Genomic DNA, 16,405 nt, shown 5'->3' with positions numbered 1-16,405 from the left:
CAGCAGCGCCTGCGCCGCCGGCGACAGCGACCGGTCCCGCCGCCGCACCAGGTAGACCTGCCGGCTGAGCCCCGGCAGGGGCAGCGGCCGGGTGTGCAGTCCCGGCTGCTGGAAATGGAACAGCGTCAGCGTCGGCACCACGCTGATGCCCAGGCCCGCGCGCACCATGCCCATCACGGTGGCGAGCTGCTCCACCTCCATCAGCGTGCGCAGCGGCTGCGGGTGCAGGGCGGCCTCCAGGTACTGCCGCACGCTGCTCGTGCGCGCCAGGTGGATGAAGGGCCAGTCGCCCAGGTCGGCGGCCGCGAGCCGGCGGCGCCGCACCAGCGGATGGTCGTCGCGGCAGACCAGGTGGAAGTCGTCGCTGCAGAAGGGCTCGGCCTGCAACTGCGGCGTATCGGCACGGATGGCGGCCAGCGCGAAGTCGGCGCTGCCGCCGGCCACGCGCGCGATGCAGGGCTCCGACAGCACGTCGGCGATCTCCAGCTCGATGCCCGGATGGGCCGCGCGGAATTCCGCCAGCACCTGCGGCAGCCAGCCGGCGGCCAGCGAGGGCAGCAGGGCCAGCGACACGCGCCCGCGCCGCAGCTGGGCACTGTCGCGCGCCGCGTCCAGCGCGGCATCGATCTCGGTGCGGATGCGGCGGGCCGCGTCCAGGAAGTGCCGGCCCTCGTCGGTCAGCGCCACGTGCCGCGTGCTGCGGTCGAACAGCCGCACGCCCAGGCCTTCTTCCAGCGTGCGGATCAGCGCGCTGAACGCCGGCTGCGACAGGTGGCACTGCTCGGCCGCGCGGGTGAAGCTGCGTTCGGTGGCCAGGGCCAGGAAGGCATCGAGCTGGCGGCTGCTGAGATTCATTTGTGGGGCGGATGAATCGATCTTGACAATCTATTTCACAGAATAACGCCCCGCGCCTAGAGTGCCGCCGCAGGAGACACGCATGGCACTGAAGGAACGACTGCTGATCGGCTGCGCCGCCGGCTTCTCGGGCGACCGGGTGGATGCCGCCGCGCCCGTGGTGCGCGAGCTGATCGCCCGCGGCCAGCCCGCCGTGCTGATCTTCGAGACCCTGGCCGAGCGCACGCTGGCGCTGGCCCAGCTGGCACGGCGCGACGACCCCGACGCCGGCTTCGAGCCCCTGCTGGACGACCTGCTGCGGCCCGTGTTGGCCGACTGCCTGGCCCATGGCGTGCGCATCGTCAGCAACTTCGGGGCGGCCAATCCGCAGGGCGCGGCGCGGCGCATCCAGCAGCTGGCGCGCGAGCTGGACCTGCGCGCACCGCGCATTGCCGTCGTGCAGGGCGACGACCTTTCCGGCCCCGAGCACCACGATCTGCTGGCCCGCTGCCTGGGCACGGTCGCGCCGGCCGGGCCGCCGGTCAGTGCCAATGCCTACATCGGCGCCGAGGCCATCGCCGATGCCCTGCGCGACGGGGCCGACGTCGTGGTCGCCGGCCGCGTGGCCGACCCGGCGCTGGCCCTGGGCCCGGCGCTCGCGCATTACGGCTGGGCCCTGGACGACTGGGACCGCCTGGCCGGCGCGACCATGGCCGGGCATCTGCTGGAATGCGGCGCGCAGGTCACCGGCGGCTACTTCGCCGACCCGGGCTACAAGGAGGTGCCGGGCCTGGCCGAGCTGGGCTATCCCATCGCCGAGATCGAGGCCGACGGCAGCTGCACCCTCTTCAAGCCCGCCGGCACCGGCGGCCGGCTGGACCTGCACACGGTCAAGGAACAGCTGCTCTACGAACTGCACGACCCGGGTGCCTACCTCACGCCCGACGTCGTGGCCGACATCCGCGAGGCCGAGGTGCTGCAGACGGACCGCGGCGTGCGGCTGCAGGGCGTGCGCGGCCATGCGCGGCCGGCCACGCTGAAGGTCAACGTGTGCCATGCCACCGGCTGGTTCGCCGAGGGCGAGATCAGCTATGCCGGCGCCCGCGCCCTGGACCGGGCCCGCCTGGCCGGCGAGGTGCTGCGCCAGCGCCTGCGCGACGCCGGCCCGCTGCGCGTGGACCTGATCGGCGCCTGCAGCGTGTTCGGCGACGACGCAGGCCGGGCGCTGGCGGCGGCGCTCGATGCCGCACCGGCCCTTCCGGAGGCCACCCCACGCGACGTCCGCCTGCGCGTCGCGCTGCAGCATGCCGACGTGGCCGTCGCCCGCCGCCTGGTGCGCGAGGTCACGGCCCTGTACTGCTGCGGCCCGGCCGGCGGCGGTGGCGTGCGCACGGGCATGCGGCCGCGGCTCGGCATGCTGTCCTGCCTGGTACCTCGCGAGGCGGTGCACACCCGCCATGTCATGGTCGATTGAAGGTGCCGACGATGAATGCCATGCCCTCCGCCCGCTCCGCCGACGCCGGTGCCGAACTGCTCGTCCCCCTGCACCGCCTGGCCCACGGCCGCACCGGCGACAAGGGCAACCGCTCCAACATCAGCGTGATCGCCTGGCGGCCCGAGTTCTGGCCGCTGCTGGTCGAGCAGGTGACCGAGGCCGCCGTCGCTGCCTGCTTCGCCCACCGCCAGCCGCGACGCGTCACCCGCCACCTGCTGCCGAAGCTGCAGGCCATGAACTTCGTGCTCGACGAGGTGCTCGACGGTGGCGTCAACGACGCCCTCAACCTCGACAGCCATGGCAAGGCGCTGTCGTACCTGCTGCTCGACCTGCCGGTGCGCGTGCCCGCGTCGCTGCGGCCGCAGCTGGCCGGTCCGCCACCGGACTGAGCCCTTCCTTCATCCACCCGACCCGAGGAGACAAAAGACATGAACCGATTCCCGCGCCTGCACCGCCGCACCTGGCTCGCCGCCGCACTTGCCACCGCAGCCACGCTGCCCGGGCTGGTGCAGGCCCAGGCCTATCCCGCGAAGCCCGTCACCTTCGTCGTGCCCTTCGCGGCCGGCAGCGCCACCGACCAGCTGGCGCGGGCGCTCGGCCAGTCCTTCACCGAGCAGACCGGCCAGTCAGTGGTAGTGGACAACCGCGCCGGCGCCAGCGGCATGATCGCGGCCCAGTACGTGGCCAGGGCGCCTGCCGACGGCTACGTGGTGCTGATCACCACCAACACCACGCACGCGGCCAACGAGCACCTCTACCGCAAGCTCTCCTACGACCCGGTGAAGGACTTCGCGCCCGTCACCGGCCTGGGCAAGGGCGGGCAGGTGCTGGTGGTCAACGCCAGCGCGCCGTACAAGAACGTGGGCGAGCTGCTGGCCGCCGCCAGGAAGAGCCCGGGCAAGCTCAGCTTCGGCAGCGGCAGCTCGTCCAGCCGCGTCGCGGGCGAGATGCTCAAGCAGATGGCGCAGGTGGACATCCTGCACGTGCCCTACAAGAGCAACCCGCTGGCCATCACCGACCTGCTGGGCGGGCAGATCGACATGATGATCACCGACACCGCCACCGGCGTGCCGCAGATCAAGGCCGGCAAGCTGCGGGCGCTGGGCTATTCCACGCAGAAGCGCAGCACGCAGCTGCCCGACGTGCCCACGCTGGACGAAGCCGGCGTCAAGGGCTACGACATGGGCTACTGGTTCGCGGCCTATGCGCCGGCCGGCACGCCCGCGCCGGTGGTCGCGAAGCTGAACGAGGTGCTGGGCAAGGCGACGAAGAGCGCCGCCGCCAAGGGCTTCTTCGACGGTACCGGCTCCGAGGCCTGGACCACCACGCCCGAGGAACTGGCCCGCTTCCAGGCCGGCGAGACGCGCAAGTGGGGCCAGGTCATCAAGGCCGCCGGCATCGAGGCCGAGTAGTCCCGCGCGCCGGCCCGCGCCGGTCGCCGCTGCACCGGCTGAATCGCTCTTCTTCCAGACAGCGGGCACGGCCCGCGTCCTGGCCGCAAATCGGCGGAGGAGGGCGCACGTCCGTCGCGCGGCTGCCATTCCTGACTGAGAGAACGACGGAGACAACCATGAGACAGCATCGTCATCCGAGGCGCCCCGTGCGCCGTGTCCTGACCGCCTGCGGCCTCGGCGCCAGCCTGCTGCTGGCCGCCTGCGGCGGCTCGGGCGGCAGTGGTTTCGTGCCGCTGGCGGCGGCGCCAGCCCCGGCACCTGCGCCTGCGCCTGCACCCGGTCCCGCGCCGGCACCCGCTCCGGCCCAGCCGCAGATGCGGCTGACCATCACGGCCACCGAAGACTTTCCGGGCACATACGGCACGGTCGGCGCCTACGAGAAGCTCACCGGCACGGTGCAGGGCGAGCTGGATCCGAAGGACCCGCACAACACCGTCATCCAGGACCTGGCGCTGGCCCCGGTCAATGCGCGCGGCCTGGTCGAGTACAGCGCCGACTTCGTCCTGCTCAAGCCCAAGGACATGAGCAAGGCCAACGGCCTGCTGCGCTACGACGCGCCCAACCGCGGCAACATGCTCACGCTGCTCAATCCCGCGGCCACGCCGGGCGACGCGGTCTACCTGCAGCGCGGCTACACGGTGCTGTACTCGGCGTGGCAGGGCGACGTGCCCAAAAGCAGCCCCGCCCGCCTCACCGCGACCGTCCCCGTGGCCCGCAATCCGGACGGCAGCAGCATCACCGGGCCCTACCGCGCCGAGCTCGTTCCCACCGCCGCCACGCCTGCCATGGCCCTGCCCGGCGGTGTGTTCAACGGGACCATGATTCCCTATGAGCCGGCCAGCCTGGACAACACCCAGCCCGGCTATTCGCTCACTCGTCGGCGCAACGAGACCGACCCGCACGAGCCCATCGCGCCATCGCAGTGGAAGTTCGCCACCTGCGATGCGGCCACGCCGTTCCCGGGCACGGCCAGCCCCGCCAGCGTCTGTCTGGCCGGCGGCTTCGACCCGCAGTACCTGTACGAGCTGGTCTACGTCGCCAAGGACCCGAAGGTCATGGGCGTCGGCCTGGCGGCGCTGCGCGACACGGTCAGCTTCTTCCGCAAGCGCAGCACCGACGACTTCGGCCGCGCCAACCCGGTGGCCGGCCGGCTCACGCATGCCATCGGCCAGGGCACCTCGCAGTCGGGCAATGCGATGAAGACCTTCCTGCACCTGGGCTTCAACCAGTCGCTGGACGGCAGCAAGGTGTTCGACGGCATCTATGCCCATGTGGCCGCGCGACAGACCAACATCAACACGCGCTTCGCCGTGCCAGGCGGCGGGGGCGGCTTGCGCACCGACCACACGGCCTTCGGCCAGACCGCGCCGCGTGGGCTGGCGGCCGACTACAGCGACGAGCTGGCCGGCCGCAGCGGCGGCGTGATGCGCCGCTGCAGCGCCACCGGCACCTGCCCCAGGTTCTTCCTGGGCCTGTCGGGCACCGAGTTCTGGCAGCTGCAGGGTTCCCCCGTCCTGACCGACACCTACGGACTGCGCGACCTGGCCCAGCCCGACAACGCCCGCATCTACTACTACGCCAGCACCCAGCACGGCGGGGCCGGCGGCACCGCCAGCATCGGCTATGCGCCCACCCGCAACGTCTATCCGGCCGGCACGGTGGTGCACTTCAACGACACCTTCCGGGCGCTGTTCGTCGCCCTGGAGGACTGGGTGATGCGCGGCGTCACGCCGCCCGCGAGCCGCGTGCCCCGCATCGACGACGGCACCCTGGTGCGGCCTTCGCAACTGGCCTTCCCCGCGATGCGGGGCCTGAGCTGGAACGTGGGCAGCACACCCACGGCCATCCCCGACTTCAACTACCTGGCGCGCTACAACGACTTCCCGCTGCTGGACTTCGGCCCGCAGTACGTGCCGCAGGACGAAAGCGGCATCGCCACGCTGCAGCCGCCGCGTTACCTGGGCCGCAGCTACGCTATCCTGGTGCCGCAGGTGGATGCCTCCACCGGCCTCACGCGGGCCGGTATCCGCGCCGTGGAGGCGCAGGTGCCGCTGGGCACCAGCCTGGAGTTCAACTACGTGGCCATGCCGGGGATCGTCGACCTGTCCAACCTCACGGGCAGCTACATCCCCTTCCACAAGACGCGTGCTGCACGCCTGGCGGCCGGGGATGGACGTCCATCGCTGGAAGAGCTGTATGGCGATCAGGCCGGCTACGTGGCCGCCGTGCGTGCCGCCGCCCAGTTGCTGGTGGCCGAACGGCTTCTGCTGCAGGCCGATGCGGATGCGCTGATCGCGCGGGCGCAGGCGACGCCCGTGCTGCCCTGACAGGGACTGGCCGGCGCGGGGAGGGGGCAGCCCTGCGCCGCCGCGGGCCATGCCGACCCATCGGCCTCGGCGCTGCGCCGATGGCGGTAGCCTTGGCGGCATGACCGTCCAGACCGCCAATGCCCCCGCGGCGGCGCCACTGCCTTCGCACCCGCCGCCGCCGGCACCGGGCATGCCGCCGCCGTCCCCGCCCATCATCGTGCCGCCGCCCGCCGGCGATCCACCGCCGGACGGGGTGCCGCCCTTCCAGGAGCCGCCCGCGCCGCCGCCCGTCGGCGACCCGCCCCGGCCCGTCGCGGCTCTGGGCCGCGTGCACATGCGCCGCCTGCGCGAGGTCTACCGCTCCGCCGGCTGGCCCTGCTGCGACGCCATCGAGATCGACCTGCTGGCCGCCGGCCTGCTGGAGCGCCTGCGCTCGCCCCAGGGGCACGAGACCGTGCGGCTGAGCGAGGCCGGCGTCGCCCGCCTGGCCGGCGCGCTGGCGGGCAACCGCAGCGCGCTGTCGGCGCACGAGGCACTGGTGGAGCAGGTGGCCCGCGCCATGACCCGCAGCGGCCGCATCGCCTGGCGCGGCCTGGGCCTGCGCGCCCGCCTGCCGCCGCTGGAGCCGGGCGGCCCGGCGCGCTGGTGCATGGCGCGGCCCGACGTCTTCTCCATCCGCAACACCAGCGTCGAGGCCTACGCCCACCCCGTGGTGCACGAGGTCAAGGTCAGCCGCGCCGACCTGCTGGGCGACTTGCGCCGGCCGGACAAGCGCGCCGCCTACCTCGACCTGGGTGGCGAATGCTGGTACGTGCTGGGCAACGATGCCCGCGGCCGGCCCATCGGCGGCCCGCAGGACGTGCCGGCGGAATGTGGCGTGATGCAGCTCGACGGCACCAGCCTGGTGGTGGCCCGCCCCGCGGTGCACCGGCCGGTGGAGCGGCTGCCCTTCGGCGTCTGGATGGCCCTGGCCAAGTCGCAGCCGGTGGCCGGCTTCGATGAAGACGCCCAACAACTGCTCTGCGACCCCGGTTTCGGGGACCCGGCGGGATAGGCCTACCGGCAGGGGCGCGTGGCGCCGACACAGGCATGGGGCGTCGATGGCCCCCGTTGAAAGCGCTTGCAGCTAGACTGCAAACATTGTCACAAACGCGCCGTGGCAAGAGGCCGCAGCAAGCCGGCCGTGCGGGGTGGACGGTGCAGGCGACGATGTGCGGGCCGCGCCACTCATGGTGCAGGCATCGGGCGTCGCCACACTGCGGTGAACCCCCCGATGATTTCAAGTCTTGAATCCGCGCGGTCCCACCACTGGGACGCACTGTGCCGCGATCTGCGTGCCAGCGGCTGGGCCGTGCCTTCTGCGGTCGACGCCCCGCTGGTGCCTGGCGACGACCTGCCCTTCGTGCTGCGGCGCGGCGGCGAACTGGTGCTGGCCACGGGCCGCTGGGGGCTGGTCACGCGCGACACCCTGCGTGGCGGCATCGCCTCCGCCATGCGGGCGCGCACCGCGCTGATCCGCGACGACGAAGTCCGAAAGACGGCGGTGCGCACCGCCTGGAGCGGCACCCAGCAGTGCCTGGTGCCGGTGGCCGCCGTGCACGTGCCCGATTACCGCAATCCCGAAGGTGTTCCACGTCTCACGCGCATCGCGCGCCGCGACGGCGGGCCGCTGTACCTAGCCGGCCTGTGGAGCAGTTGGGCCGACGAGAACGGTGTGCGGCGCCAGAGCGTCGGGCTGCTGACGGTCGATGCGACCAGCCATCCGCTGATGGGCAACTACGGCGAGCCGGACCGGCCGCGCCGCATGCCCGTCATCCTGCCCCGCGGCCTGGGCCGCGCATGGCTGCTGGCGCAGGGGGAGGAGCGGGTCTCCTTCCTGCGGCCCATGCCTGCCGCACAGCTCACCGGCGTGTGCATCGAGACCACCGGCGAGGAGGCCGCCGCCGACCCCGCGCCGCCGCCCGTGCTGGCGCTGCCCCCGGCGCCAGAGCCCGGCCGCATGACCATCCTGCTGGTGGACGACGAACCCAGCAACCTGCAGCTGCTGCGGCTGTCGCTGCAGGCGGACTACCACCTCATCTTCGCCACCGAGGGCGAGCGCGCCATCGAACTGGCGCGCGAGCGGCGGCCCGACCTCATCGTGCTGGACCTGATGATGCCCGGCACCGACGGCTATGCGGTGTGCGAGGCCCTCAAGAACGACGCCGCGACGCAGCGCATCCCCATCGTGTTCTGCACCGCGGTGCACGATGGCGATGCCGAGGCCAAGGCCCTGCAGCTGGGCGCGGCCGACTACATCACCAAGCCCTTCTATCCCCACGTCGTGGCGGCGCGGGTGCGCACCCACCTGGCGGCGCTGAACGTGCTGGCGGCGCAGCAGTCCAGCCTGCGCCAGCTGCAGCGGCTGTGCGACGCGGCGGCGATGCGGGCCGGCGTCAACACCTCGCACCTGCAGCGCATGAGCCAGACGGCGCACGAGATCGCGCTGGAGGCGGGCTGCCGCGCCGACTGGTGCGCCATGCTGCAGAGTTCGGCGCCGCTGCACGACATCGGCGTGCTGGCCGTGCCCGACCGGCTGATGCGCAAGCCCGGTCCGCTGAGCGACGAGGAATGGGCGGTGGTGCGCTCCCATCCGCTGCTGGGCGCGCAACTGATCGGCGACGACCCGTCGGACGTGCTGAGCATGGCGCGCGACATCACGCTGAGCCACCACGAGCGCTGGGATGGGCAGGGCTACCCGTCGGGCCTGGCCCGCGAGCAGATTCCGCTGGCGGCCCGCATCGTCGCCATCGCCGACAGCTTCGACGCCATGACCACGCGGCGCGCCTACCGCGCCGCCCTCGAGGTCGACGAGGCGGCGGCGCAGATCCGCGCCGGGGCGGGCACGGCCTTCGACCCACGCCTGGTGGAAGCCTTCGAGCGGGCGCTGCCCCGCATCCTGCGGCTGCGCCAGCGCTGGGCCCGGCTGGAGGAGGTGGCCTCGCTGCCTGCGGGCGGCGGCGGCGCCATCGTGCGATAGTCCGCGCGCGGCCTGGCGCCGGCGGCGGTTGCGGTTGCGGTAGGGTCCCGGACGGCGGCGCCCGGGCTGGCCAGGGCAGGCGCTGCGCTACACTCGCGCGCTGTTTCCCGCCCGCAGGCGGCGAAGCGGCCTCGGCACCCGGCACGGGTGCCCCAGGCGGGTGTAGTTCAATGGCAGAACGGCAGCTTCCCAAGCTTCATACGAGGGTTCGATTCCCTTCACCCGCTCCACCCCCTCCTTCCATGCACGTCTTCTCCCTCGCCCGATGCCGCGAGGGCCCATGGGTCGCGCCCTGGTGCGGCCGCGGGCTGCGGCGCGCAAGGGTGCACTGAGGTGATGTCCGGGGCCGGCCGCGTGACTAGGGCCAAGCGCCCCTTCGAACTGCTGCCCTGCCGGATGCCGGGCATCGAGGCGGTGTGCGCGGACACGGCCCGCAGCTTCGGCCGCCACACGCATGGGCAGTTCGGCCTTGGTCTGATCGCGCGTGGCGCGCAGAAGTCGGCCAGCGGGCGTGGCATGGTCGAGGCGGGCGCCGGAGACCTCATCACCGTCAATCCGGGCGAGGTGCACGATGGCATGCCGCTCGACGCAAACGGACGCGCCTGGCGCATGCTCTACCTCGATCCCGCGCTGGTGGCAGGGCTCGTGGCCGACATCGCTGGCGGATGGCACGCCAGCGTCTTCGAGTTCACCCGACCGGCGCTGCGCGACCCGCGCCTGGCTGCCGGTTTCCAGACGCTGTTTGCCGCGCTGACGGCCCCGGGTGCCGATGCCGACGAACTCGCGGCGGAACAAGGGCTGATGCTGCTGCTGCGGGACCTGCTGCAGGCCAAGGTGCCCGACACGCGTGGCGTGCCGGCGGGCATCGCCGCGGCACGCGCACGCATGGACGACGATCCTGCCGCGACCCCGGCGCTGGCGGAGCTGGCACGCGAGGCGGGGCTGGGGCGCTACCAGTTCCTCCGCGGCTTCGCGCGGGCGACCGGCCTCACGCCGCACGCCTACCTGGTGCAGCGGCGACTCCAGCGGGCACGTAGGCTCATCGGCCATGGCCTGCCGCTCGCCGATGCCTCAGCAGCCTGCGGCTTTGCCGATCAAAGCCACATGACCCGTGCATTCGTGCGCAGCTTCGGCCTGACGCCGGGTGCATACGCCCGTTCGGCGGGCTGAGACCGCCGCGCTGCAATTTCGTTCAAGACGTTCCGTCGGGGGACGGGGAGGATGCGGCGGTCTGCACGCCAATGGGAACCGCCACCATGAACCTCGAATTCCTTCTCACCTCGCTGATCGTCGTCGCATCACCTGGCACCGGCGCGCTCGTGACGCTGGCCGCCGGTCTTTCGCGCGGGGCACGCGTCTCGCTGGTCGCGGCGCTGGGGTGCACGCTCGGCATCGTGCCGCACATGCTCGCGGCCATCACCGGACTGGTCGCGCTTCTGCATGCCAGCCAGTGGGCCTTCAACGCCATGAAGTACGGCGGCATCGCGTATCTGCTGTACATGGCGTGGATGACGCTGAAGGACGACGGCCCCCTGGCCGTTCAGGCCGAGGTACCGGCCCGCTCGGCGGGGCAGGTGATCCTGCATGCGATTCTGGTGAACCTGCTGAATCCCAAGCTGTCGATCTTCTTCCTCGCCTTCCTGCCGCAATTCATCGCGCCTGGCGAGTCGAGGCCGGCGCTGGCGATGCTCCAGCTTTCGCTCGTCTTCATGGCGATGACCTTCGCCGTGTTCGCGGCCTACGGCGTCTTTGCGGCGGCGGTGCGTGACCGGGTGCTGGCCCGGCCCGGCATGCTCAGGTGGCTGCGGCGCGGCTTCGCCGCAGCCTTCGTCGGGCTGGGCCTCAAGCTGGCGTGGGTGCGGCCGTAGCGGCTTCGATGCCCGGGCTGTGTCGCGGCCGCCGGTGCAGGTGTTCCGGATGTCTGCGACTGCGGCTGGGCCCGGCGGTGAAGAGTGAAGGTGCCGACGTTGCGCCGACTGGTCGGCGCCAGCGCCTTGTGGGACGCCGACTCGACGGCGCCGCATCGTGGGCGGCCGGTCGACGTCTCGGTCGCAGGCTATAGTCGCCACCCGCTATGTAAATCGGTACACAACCCTTGGCGACCCTGCCCCAAGCCACCTCCGCCCCCGGGCTGGACCTGCTGCGCACCACCGACTGGCACCCGCTGCTCCTGTCGCTCAAGGTGGCGGGCGTCGCCACGCTGCTGGCGCTCGTCGCCGGCACGGCGCTGGGCTGGCTGTTCGCGCGGCGGCGCTTTCCCGGCCGCAGCGTGCTGGAGGCGGTCTGCATCCTGCCGCTGGTGCTGCCGCCGACGGTGATCGGCTACGCCATCCTGGTGCTGGCCGGCCGGCGCAGCGCCGTCGGCGGCTGGCTGTACGACTACTTCGGCTACACGATCGTCTTCAACTGGCATGGCGCCGTGGTGGCCTCGGCCGTGGTGGCGCTGCCGCTGGTGCTCAAGTCGGCCAGTGCGGCCTTCGGCGGCGTGGACCGCAGCCTGGAGGCCGCCGCGCGCACCCTGCGCCAGTCGCCCTGGAGCAGCTTCGTGCGGGTGACGCTGCCGCTGGCCTGGCCCGGCATCCTGGCCGGCACGCTGCTGGCCTTCGCCCGTGCCATGGGCGAGTTCGGCGCCTCGCTGATGGTGGCGGGCTCCATCCCCGGCAAGACCCAGACCCTGTCGATGGCCATCTACGACGCCGTGCAGGCCGGCGAGGACCGCACGGCCCTGCTGCTGGTGCTGGTGACCTCGGTGCTGTCGGTGGCGCTGCTGGTGCTGTCCAACCGCTTCCTGTCGCCGCGCTGAGCGGGCCCGTGTCGCCGTCCATGCCTGCCACGTCGAATCCCTCGCCTCTGCCAACAAGGAGTCCGTCCATGCCCCGTTGCTCGTCCCTCGTCCGTGTCGCCCGCCGTGGCCTGGCCGTGCTGGCCCTGGCCGCGCTGCCGGCGCTGGCCGCGGCCCAGACACTCACGGTGTCGGCCGCCGCCAGCCTGACCAATGCCTTCAAGGAGCTGGGGCCCAAATTCGAGGCCAGCCATCCGGGCTCGAAGCTGGTCTTCAACTTCGCGGCGTCGGGCACGCTGATCCAGCAGATCGCCCAGGGCGCACCGGTGGATGTGTTCGCCAGCGCCGACCAGACCACGGTGACGCAGGGCATCGAGAAGAAGCTCTTCGACGCCGACAGCAAGCGCGACTTCGCCCTCAACACCGTGGTTTCCGTGGTGCCCGCGCAGGGCGGCCCGGCGCTGGCCTCGGTCAAGGACCTGGCCGGCGCCGCCGTCAAGCGCATCGCCATCGGCAAGACCGCCACCGTGCCGGTGGGCCGCTACACCCGGGAGTCGCTGGACGCTGCCGGCCTGTGGGCCACCCTGGAGCCCAAATTCGTCTACGCCGACAGCGTGCGCCAGGTGCTCGACTACGTGGCGCGCGGCGAGGTGGACGCCGGCTTCGTCTACCGCACCGATGCCGCCATCGGCGGCGACAAGGTCAAGATCGCCTTCACCGCCACGGGCCACACGCCGGTGAGCTATCCCGTCGTGGTGGTCAGCGAGAGCCGGCAGAAGCCGCTCGCGAAGGCGTTCATCCACTTCCTCTCGACGCCACCCGCACTGGAGGTGCTGAACAGGTACGGCTTCGGCCAGCCCTCCTGATGCCGTTGATCGACGTCGACCTGCAACTGGCCGTGAGCGACGGCCCGCGCCGCTTCGCGCTGCACACGTCCTTTCGCAGCGACGCGCGCAGGGTGGCGCTGTACGGCCCCTCCGGCGCGGGCAAGTCGCTGACGCTGCAGGCGGTCGCCGGGCTGCTGCGGCCCGACCGGGGCCATGTGCGCATCGGGGGGCGCACGCTCTTCGATGCCGCCGCCGGCATCGACCTGCCGACGCCGCAGCGGCGCGTGGGCTACCTGTTCCAGCATTACGCGCTGTTCCCACACCTGAGCGTGCGGCAGAACATCGGCTTCGGCCTGACGACGTGGTGGCGCCGTCGGCTGGACGGGCGTGCCGCGCAGCGCGTGGACGAACTGCTGGCCAGCTTCGGCCTGGACGCGATGGCCGACGCGCGCCCGGCGGCGCTCTCCGGCGGCCAGCAGCAGCGCGTGGCCCTGGCCCGCGCCCTGGCCTGCGATCCGCAGCTGCTGCTGCTCGACGAGCCCTTCGCCGCCCTCAACCCGATGCTGCGGGACGGCCTGCGGCAGGAGCTGGCCGCCGTCTGCGCCCGCTGGCAGCTGCCGGTGCTGATGATCACGCACGACATCGACGACGTGCTGGCGCTGGCCCAGGAGGCGGTGCTCATCGAGCACGGCCGCGCCGTGCGGCAGGTGAACGTCGCCCGGGGCACCGGCGTCGAGCTGCAACTGCGCGGCGGCGTGGCGCGGGCGCCGGAGCCGCCGCAGGCCGCCGCCGTGCGCCGCCTGCTGGGCGGTGCGGAAGCGGGTGGCCATGGCTGACGCCACGCTGCTGGACGGCGAGCTGCGCCTGGCGGGCCGGCTGGACGCGCGCTTCTTCGCGCTGCTGGCCGCCATCGACGGCAGCGGCTCCATCAACCGGGCCGCCCGCGCCGCCGGCTACAGCTACAAGGGCGCCTGGCTGGTGCTGGAGACGGCCGCCAACCTGTCCGCCGCGCCGCTGCTGGAACGCGCCACCGGCGGCAAGGGCGGCGGCGGCACGCGCCTCACCGACGCCGGACGCGCGCTGCTGGCCGCCTGGGCCGGGCTGCAGCGGGCCCACACCGACTTCCTGCGCGCGCAGGAAGCCCTGCTCATCCAGCAGCCCGCCATCGCCGGCCTGCTTCGAAGGATCGCCATGAAGACCACCGCACGCAACCAGTTCGCCGGCACCGTTCGCGCCATCGAGGCCGGCCCCGTCACCACCGCGCTCACCCTGGCCCTGGCCGGCGGCCAGGAGATCGTCGCCACCATGACCACCGCCGCCGCCGAGCGGCTGCAGGCGGCCGTGGGCAAGGAGGCGATCGCGCTGGTCAAGTCCTCGGCCGTGGTGCTGGTGACCGACTTCGCCGGCTACCGCCTGTCGGCGCGCAACCAGTTCGCCGGCACCGTGTCGCGCGTGGAGCGGGGCGCGGTGTCCTCGCTGGTGGGGCTCACGCTGCCCGGCGGCGCGGTGCTGACGGCCAGCGTCACCAACGACGCCATCGATGCGCTCGGCATCGCGGTCTTCCAGCCGGCGACGGCGGTGGTGAAGGCGTATTCGGTGATGGTAGCGATGCAGGCTTGAAGGTCGATCAGCGGCCGCATCCGGGATGCGCAGGCGCCAAGGGGCGCCAGCCGGCATCACGCCATGTGTCGCCTATGCGACTTTGATAGCGTGAAATATTGTGACAAAAGTCCGCTTTCGCCATAATTTGTACAAATGATCATTCGCATCGGCCAACCCCCGACTTTTTCCTGGGCGTTCGTGCCGATCTCCGCCTGCACCGCCGTCCCGGCCCTCTCCGAGCGTGCACGCGGGCCCCGTTGCGGCCGCGTGTGCGCCTGAGCGGGCGCCGGTCCCGATGACGAGCCGCTGGTTGAACTGGCTGCGCGGTCTGGGTGCGCGCGACGCAGAAGGCGCAGAGCCCGTCGCCGCCCGGCCATCGCCCCATGCCCCTGCTTTCCCCGCGTCCTCCGCCGGCCTCGCCGCGATGTCGCCCATGCACCCGGCCGGCGCGCCCGCGCGGCCGGATGCGGTGGTGACCGAGGCGGACGGGTCCGACGACGACGCCGCTGCGGTGACCCTCGTGCCGCCCGTGGTCGGCGGCCTGCCCGAGACCCTGGCCAGCTTCCAGCTCGCCCCCGCGGAGACGCTGCTCGAGGAGCAGGCGCGCCGCCTGGGCACGGTGCTGCGCGAGATCCCGCCGCCGCCCCGCGCGCTGCGCCAGCTGGTGTCGCCGGACTTCGTGGCGAGTGCCGGTGCCGCCGACCTGGCCGACCTGGTCATGGGCGAGCCCCTGGTCGCGGCCAAGGTGATGGCGGCGGTCAACTCGCCGCTCTACGGCGTGCGCCAGCCGGTGACCAGCATCAGCCAGGCCATCACCTTCCTCGGCATGACGGTGGTGCGCAACATCTGCCTGCGGCACATGATGGGCATCTCGTTCAACGTCAATTCGGCCTATGGCCGCCGCGCGCTGGACACGCTCGACGCGTCCGGCGGCCTGGCCGGCGCGCTGTGCCTGCGCCTGGCGCCGCGGCTGCCCGTGGACGACCCAAGCGGCCTGGCCACGCAGGTGGTGATCTCCTTCATCGGCCATCTGGCGGCCATCACCTTCCAGCATGCCAGCCGCGCGCCGGACGACGCGGTGGCGCCGGGCGCCTTGCTGCCGCGGCTGCGGCTGCAGCAGGCACACTGGGGGGTGTCGGCCGGCGCCATCGGCCAGCTGCTGATGCGCGAATGGAAGCTGCCGCCCGGCCTGGCGCAGGACGCATGGGCGCTGGAGTCGGTGCTGGTCACGCCCGTGGAGGCGGTGCCGCCGAGGCGCGCGCCGGCGCTGGCGCTGGGCTACGTCTGCGCCCGGCTGGGAGAGCGCCTGGCCTGCGGCCAGCCCCTGGGACCGCAGGAGCTGGACCAGGCCTTTGCCAGCGACCCGGATTTCCACCACGTGCGCGCCTACCTCGACCTGCCCGCGCTGGCAGACCTGCCGGGCCTGCTGCGCGACGAACGCACCCTGGAAGGCTTGCGCACCTGAGGGGCGGGGCGGCCCGGCGGCACCCCGCGGCGCCCGAGGTCGTGAAAGGCCATCGCCATGCGGCGCCCCCTGCCGCCGCCCGCGCTGTAATTGCAACGAATCGTTAATAATCGACATCGTCCATCGACCGCAGCGCCGTGCCCGCCTGTGCGCGCCGCCGGCCTCACCGCCTTCATCGTCCTCTCGAGCATGTCGACCCCGTCCTCCCCGTCCCTGCCGGCGCCGCTGGTCGGTTTTCTTCCCACCCGGGCCGATGCGCTGCCGGCCGAGCAGGCCGCCAAGGTGGGCGCCGTGCTGCGCAAGATCCCGCCGCCGCCGCGTGCGCTGCGGCAACTGGTCTCGGCCGACTTCATCGAGCAGGCCAGTGCGGCCGACATGGCCGATCTGGTGATGGGCGAGCCGCTGGTGGCGGCCAAGGTGCTGGCGGCCGTCAATTCACCGGTGTACGGGCTGCGCCAGCCGGTGGCCAGCGTGAGCCAGGCGATCACCTTCCTGGGCACGGGCACGGTGCGCACCATCTGCCTGCGGCACATGACCAACCTGTCGTTCAAGAACGCGGTGAAGCTGGGCCGCCGCGTGCTGGACACGCTCGACACGCTGGATGCCGCCGGCGGCATC

At 72.5% G+C, this 16,405-nt stretch carries 15 protein-coding genes and 1 tRNA gene; 15 read left to right on the top strand and 1 reads right to left on the bottom strand.

Annotated features, from left to right (window positions below; translation table 11 throughout):
- A partial coding sequence (locus tag NS331_RS16265) for a LysR family transcriptional regulator (protein WP_058643012.1) occupies nucleotides 1-855 on the bottom strand: 855 nt, incomplete at its 3' end.
- Nucleotides 856-937: 82 nt separating this feature from the next.
- On the opposite strand from NS331_RS16265, the gene NS331_RS16260 reads away from it, so the two are divergent.
- From NS331_RS16260 to NS331_RS16190, 15 genes are all read left to right on the top strand, one after another.
- On the top strand, nucleotides 938-2,308 hold the full coding sequence (locus tag NS331_RS16260) for an acyclic terpene utilization AtuA family protein (RefSeq protein WP_058643011.1): 1,371 nt from the start codon (nucleotides 938-940) through the stop codon (nucleotides 2,306-2,308).
- Nucleotides 2,309-2,328: 20 nt separating this feature from the next.
- Nucleotides 2,329-2,718: an AtuA-related protein gene (locus NS331_RS16255; RefSeq protein WP_440589391.1), complete on the top strand. Its 390-nt coding sequence runs from the start codon at nucleotides 2,329-2,331 to the stop codon at nucleotides 2,716-2,718.
- A 39-nt stretch (nucleotides 2,719-2,757) separates the two neighbouring features.
- Nucleotides 2,758-3,741, top strand: coding sequence for a Bug family tripartite tricarboxylate transporter substrate binding protein (locus NS331_RS16250; protein ID WP_058643009.1), 984 nt, complete (start codon nucleotides 2,758-2,760; stop codon nucleotides 3,739-3,741).
- A 158-nt stretch (nucleotides 3,742-3,899) separates the two neighbouring features.
- A complete protein-coding gene (locus NS331_RS16245) occupies nucleotides 3,900-6,110 on the top strand; it encodes an alpha/beta hydrolase domain-containing protein (protein WP_242873781.1) in 2,211 nt (736 codons plus the stop codon).
- A gap of 100 nt (nucleotides 6,111-6,210) precedes the next feature.
- Nucleotides 6,211-7,146 carry a hypothetical protein gene (locus NS331_RS16240; RefSeq protein WP_058643008.1) on the top strand — a complete coding sequence of 312 codons (936 nt, stop codon included), beginning with the start codon at nucleotides 6,211-6,213 and terminating at the stop codon, nucleotides 7,144-7,146.
- A 297-nt stretch (nucleotides 7,147-7,443) separates the two neighbouring features.
- Nucleotides 7,444-9,111 (top strand): HD domain-containing phosphohydrolase, encoded by a 1,668-nt coding sequence (locus tag NS331_RS25635; RefSeq protein WP_193758133.1) that lies wholly within the window; start codon nucleotides 7,444-7,446, stop codon nucleotides 9,109-9,111.
- A 156-nt stretch (nucleotides 9,112-9,267) separates the two neighbouring features.
- Nucleotides 9,268-9,341 (top strand) — tRNA-Gly (locus NS331_RS16230).
- 166 nt (nucleotides 9,342-9,507) lie between these two features.
- Nucleotides 9,508-10,281 (top strand): AraC family transcriptional regulator, encoded by a 774-nt coding sequence (locus tag NS331_RS16225; protein WP_206597341.1) that lies wholly within the window; start codon nucleotides 9,508-9,510, stop codon nucleotides 10,279-10,281.
- 86 nt (nucleotides 10,282-10,367) lie between these two features.
- Nucleotides 10,368-10,979 (top strand): LysE family translocator, encoded by a 612-nt coding sequence (locus NS331_RS16220; RefSeq protein WP_058643006.1) that lies wholly within the window; start codon nucleotides 10,368-10,370, stop codon nucleotides 10,977-10,979.
- A gap of 236 nt (nucleotides 10,980-11,215) precedes the next feature.
- Entirely contained in the window at nucleotides 11,216-11,914 is a 699-nt protein-coding gene (gene modB, locus NS331_RS16215) for a molybdate ABC transporter permease subunit (protein WP_058643014.1), read from the top strand.
- Nucleotides 11,915-11,982: 68 nt separating this feature from the next.
- A complete protein-coding gene (gene modA, locus NS331_RS16210; RefSeq protein WP_058643005.1) occupies nucleotides 11,983-12,759 on the top strand; it encodes a molybdate ABC transporter substrate-binding protein in 777 nt (258 codons plus the stop codon).
- On the top strand, nucleotides 12,759-13,556 hold the full coding sequence (locus tag NS331_RS16205) for a sulfate/molybdate ABC transporter ATP-binding protein (protein WP_193758132.1): 798 nt from the start codon (nucleotides 12,759-12,761) through the stop codon (nucleotides 13,554-13,556). Before modA ends, NS331_RS16205 begins: the two co-directional genes overlap by 1 nt.
- On the top strand, nucleotides 13,549-14,340 hold the full coding sequence (locus tag NS331_RS16200) for a TOBE domain-containing protein (RefSeq protein ID WP_058643004.1): 792 nt from the start codon (nucleotides 13,549-13,551) through the stop codon (nucleotides 14,338-14,340). The genes NS331_RS16205 and NS331_RS16200 overlap by 8 nt, the downstream gene beginning before the upstream one ends.
- A 406-nt stretch (nucleotides 14,341-14,746) precedes the next feature.
- On the top strand, nucleotides 14,747-15,787 hold the full coding sequence (locus NS331_RS16195; protein WP_058643003.1) for an HDOD domain-containing protein: 1,041 nt from the start codon (nucleotides 14,747-14,749) through the stop codon (nucleotides 15,785-15,787).
- A 189-nt stretch (nucleotides 15,788-15,976) separates the two neighbouring features.
- On the top strand, nucleotides 15,977-16,405 hold a 429-nt coding region (locus tag NS331_RS16190; protein WP_153012892.1), incomplete at its 3' end, for an HDOD domain-containing protein.

It is taken from the genome of Pseudacidovorax intermedius (assembly GCF_001476815.1).
In the GTDB taxonomy this organism is placed as follows: domain Bacteria; phylum Pseudomonadota; class Gammaproteobacteria; order Burkholderiales; family Burkholderiaceae_C; genus Xenophilus; species Xenophilus intermedius_A.
This window is presented reverse-complemented; position numbering and strand designations above follow the sequence as displayed.